Below are 378 nucleotides of genomic sequence, written 5' to 3' on the forward strand. Positions count from 1 at the left end.
GAGGCAGTGTTTTTCAACTTGGGTATCCTCCCCCTTTACCCCGACCTTGTGAGCAATGGGCTACAAGGTCGGGCATTTTGTGCTTATTTGGCTGCTTGTGCTTGAAGGTGTCAAATAACCGTAAAATCCCCATCCCCGAGGGAAGTATCCCTCAGGGATGGGGGATAGGGGTATAGTATTCAAGGCTCCCAAAGCCGCCCAAACACGCAAAAAACACCGAGAAAGATACAAGAAACTTTGAGCGGTGCATTGCGCAATAGTCTCATAATGCCATCCACCAAGCCATGACCAGCCAAACACTCCGAATTGTTTTTGCTACAATAGCCTTTGTCGGCTAGTACACTTACCCCTGATGACAACTCGGATTTCTCGATTAAG

1 pseudogene is annotated in these 378 nt (G+C 48.1%); it reads right to left on the reverse strand.

What is annotated here, in order from left to right:
- Positions 1-179: 179 nt before the first annotated feature.
- Positions 180-378: pseudogene (locus tag HQ41_RS09905) on the reverse strand (hypothetical protein); the annotation flags it as partial.

Source organism: Porphyromonas sp. COT-290 OH860 (assembly GCF_000768935.1).
In the GTDB taxonomy this organism is placed as follows: Bacteria; Bacteroidota; Bacteroidia; order Bacteroidales; family Porphyromonadaceae; genus Porphyromonas.